Origin of the sequence: Nocardia vinacea NBRC 16497 (genome assembly GCF_000308835.1) — a bacterium.
Classification (GTDB): domain Bacteria; phylum Actinomycetota; class Actinomycetes; order Mycobacteriales; family Mycobacteriaceae; genus Nocardia; species Nocardia vinacea.
This window is the reverse complement of the sequence record NZ_BAGN01000341.1, coordinates 1-3,219: the sequence shown is the minus strand read 5'-3', so window position 1 is coordinate 3,219 and position 3,219 is coordinate 1. Positions and strand designations below refer to the sequence as shown.

The 3,219-nt window shown below is 67.5% G+C and carries 4 protein-coding genes; all 4 read left to right on the top strand.

Annotation, left to right across the window (positions count from 1 at the left end; all coding sequences use genetic code 11):
- Positions 1-320 (top strand): hypothetical protein (locus ON44_RS33910; RefSeq protein ID WP_218007673.1); only part of this gene is annotated, 320 nt, incomplete at its 5' end.
- Positions 321-342: 22 nt separating this feature from the next.
- A complete protein-coding gene (locus ON44_RS33905; protein WP_157187404.1) occupies positions 343-675 on the top strand; it encodes a hypothetical protein in 333 nt (110 codons plus the stop codon).
- Between the two features lie 42 nt (positions 676-717).
- Positions 718-2,757, top strand: coding sequence for a coiled-coil domain-containing protein (locus ON44_RS33900; RefSeq protein WP_040698212.1), 2,040 nt, complete (start codon positions 718-720; stop codon positions 2,755-2,757).
- Positions 2,754-3,219: hypothetical protein (locus ON44_RS33895; protein ID WP_040698210.1), on the top strand; the 466-nt coding region annotated here is incomplete at its 3' end. The genes ON44_RS33900 and ON44_RS33895, both read left to right, overlap by 4 nt.

Below are 3,219 nucleotides of genomic sequence, written 5' to 3'. Positions count from 1 at the left end.
GCACCGTCGCCCCGCACATGGACCGGATCACGAAAACCCGTGACTGGCTGTGGCTGTGGGGACCGGCCCTCGCCACGACCGGCGGCGGCGTGGTCGCGGTATCGGTGTTGCCGCTGCCCGGCCCGCTCGCGCTCTACGTGCTCGCCCTGTCCGCGTTCGCGTGGTGGCACTGCGCCGGACGACCGGGCGCGATCGAGACCGTCCGGATGCTCGCCTACGCCATCGCTGATGCCGGCACCTGGATCAAGCGTCACATCGAGCAGCTGGCGCAGCGACGCGCCCGCTACGAGACCCGTCGCACCACGACGGACACCAAATAACCCCTGATTGGAAGGAAATCCCTTGCATCACATCGAAATTCCCTTCGCGACCGCTGCTGAGGTGGTGGTGGCGCGTGGCTACCTGCGGGCCTGTGTGGAGCAGAACCCGCTATGGGAGCCCGAGCACACCGAGGAAATCAACGCCCTGGACCACGACACCGTGGTCGAACGGACGTTGCGGTTGTGGCCGGAAGGCTGGCGCGACTTCTGCGTCTTCTTCGCCGGTGACATTCGCATCGCCGAAGAAGACGAGACCGCCCACCCGGCTACGGATGAGGAAGACGACACCGGCGTCGAGTCGGTTCGCTCATGCGGCCATGCGCGAGAGGCCTGGTGGGATGACTGCCCGTTCTGACCGCAGACCCGAAACTCCCCACCCCTTTAAGGAGATCTGATCATGTCCGATCGCAGTGTCGAAGACGAATTCATCAGCGAGGCACGGAAATTCAGTGCCTCGATGCAGGCCGCGATGCGTCATTACGCGCAGGCATCGAATTGGTTGGAGCGTCGCCGCGCGCGCCGTGAGATCAGCCTGATCACCCGGCAGGAGGCCCGTGAGCAGCTGGCCGCTCGGCAGCGCCATCTCGGCTACACCGAAACGGCGGTCGACCGGTATCGGGCGCACGCGCTGGCGGTGAACCAGCGCGCCAACGACCCGACCGTCGACCACGACCGCCGTTTCCGTGATGCCCAGGCGCTGGCTCGCCACCGCAACGACATGACCGAACGGGTCCTGCGCAACCCGCACCTGACCCAGGTCGAACAGGGCATCGCGCTCGATGGTTTGGACGCCGCGACAGTGTTTCCCGAGTTCAAGACCAATGGTCGGCTGTTCAACCGCGCGAACAAGGTCAAAGGCATCGAGGCATTGCGCTATCGCGCACAGGTCGCGCGAGAGATGCGAACCGCGGGCATCGAAAGGCCGGCGATGTTCACCGCGCCTGCCCGCGATCGGGGTGAGCGGTTGCCGTTCGGAGATCCCGGCCGCAACGGTCGACCCGGTGCCGCGCGTGGCGCCAACATCGAGGAGGAGGCGGTGAGCCCGCCGTGGGGCACCGGCCGCACGGCACAGTTGCGCGACACCGACTGGGAAACCACGGTGCGCTTCCACGGAGCGGGCCGGGAGCCGCGCGCCGACGATGTATCGGTGCTGTCTGGCCAGCACGCCGACCGCGAGAACGCGGCCAGGTGGGCGCGCGAGACCGTCGCCGATCTGAAGATCGCCCCGAACACCACGGTGTCGGTAGCGGCTCGTCAGGGCGGTGAGGACGTCCCGACCTACATCGCTTCGGGCACTCCTGAGCAGGTCATGGAGGAGATCGACGAACGCTGGCACAGCGATGGGCTTTTCCGCAGTGCCGTCACCTATCTGCCGGAGAACGCGAACCAGGTGGTGTATGAGACCGCCGCACATCCCAGTGAAGCCGAAGCGGCGAAGTGGACCCGCCAGCAGCTGGACACGATCCGACCCGCACCGGGAACCACCATCGAAATCGCCGCCTACCAGGGCGACGACGAACGGGACCCGAAGCAGGTGTTCCGGAGCGAAGGTGCCCGCGGCGTCTTGGCCCAGGAAGTGGAGCAGTGGCAGGCCGGGATCGAGGCCCGCAACACCTCGACATCCCCGGTGCAGCCGCAGCAGCGGGCGAGCAGCACGGCGGAGACCGAGCGCGACCGGGAGTTGGCGTCGTTGAAGGACCGGCACCGGCTCTCGATCCAGTACAACAACCAGCTCGTCGGCCGCAACGCCGAGCTGGTCAAGAACCTCACCGCTTCCACTGCCGAACGCGACGAGCTCGCGCAGCAGCTGGCCACGCTCACCGCTGAACGTGATCAGTGGCGCGATGAGTACGCGAAAGACACTGCCGATGAGGCCCGCCTGGAGGCCGAACGCTCCCAGTTGCGTGAAACCAACAGCAGGCTCACCGCCAAGCTGGACCAGGCCCTCGCCGAGCGGGACCAGCTGCGCGCTGAGCGGGACGCGGCGGTACGCAAGGTCGCCGAACGCACCCCGGCCGAGCAGCGTTACGGCAGCCCGGAGCGGCAGGCCGCTCAGGTTCGTCGCGAGGCGACCGAAGAGCTTGTCGATGGCCTCAAGGGTGGCCGGGAGCGGATCAACCAGGAGCTCGCCGACAAGGAGGCCGAGGAGAAGCGAGCCGCGGAGCTTCGTGAGCAGATCCGGCGAGGCATGGAAGCACACGCCGAGTACTGCGCCCGCCAGGACGCGGCGCGAGATGAGGTGTTCCGCGCCGCCGGGGCCAGCCAGGAGGAGCTGGAGACGATCCAGGCACTCCAGGATGCGCCTGCCGTCCACGCCCAGGCCACGGCCACCGAGTCCGCGCCGCGTTCCCCGCTGGCGGACTACCAGCCCGGTCACGCGTTGGCCGATGCCGTGGCCCGCAACGGACACGACCGGGAAGCAGGGATGGAGCGATGAACCACACCGACGATCTCGATGACCCGTTCATCAACCGCTACGCCGCCAAGGTCACCAACCCCGAGGAGGTGTTGATGCGCGCGGACTTCGCCCGCGTCGAAGAGCTGCGGCGAACCTCTGTGCATGCCGAAACCGAGGACCAGAGGGTTCTGCAGTTGAGCCAGGCCCGCGGGATCGACACGCGGTGGTCGGGTCGCGAGGACGAACTGGGCCAAGCCTGGTGCGACTTGAATTTCGCGCTTCACGACTGGAAGTGCGAGCCGGACTATATGCGCCGCTTCTATGACCAGGTCCGTCACGGCCAGGGCCAGGGCGTCGCCGCGATGGCGATCAGCGACATCGAATGGCGCAGCCAGCAGCAGGCCCGGGAGATGACCGGCAACGGTTCCTGGGAGCCGGCCACCGAGTCCGCGCCGCGTTCCGCGCTGGCGGACTACCAGCCCGGTCACGCGTTGGCCGATG

Bases quoted from the DNA above. Each gene is read 5' to 3' on its own strand.
- ON44_RS33900 (WP_040698212.1), top strand. From the start codon at position 718: ATGTCCGATCGCAGTGTCGAAGACGAATTCATCAGCGAGGCACGGAAA.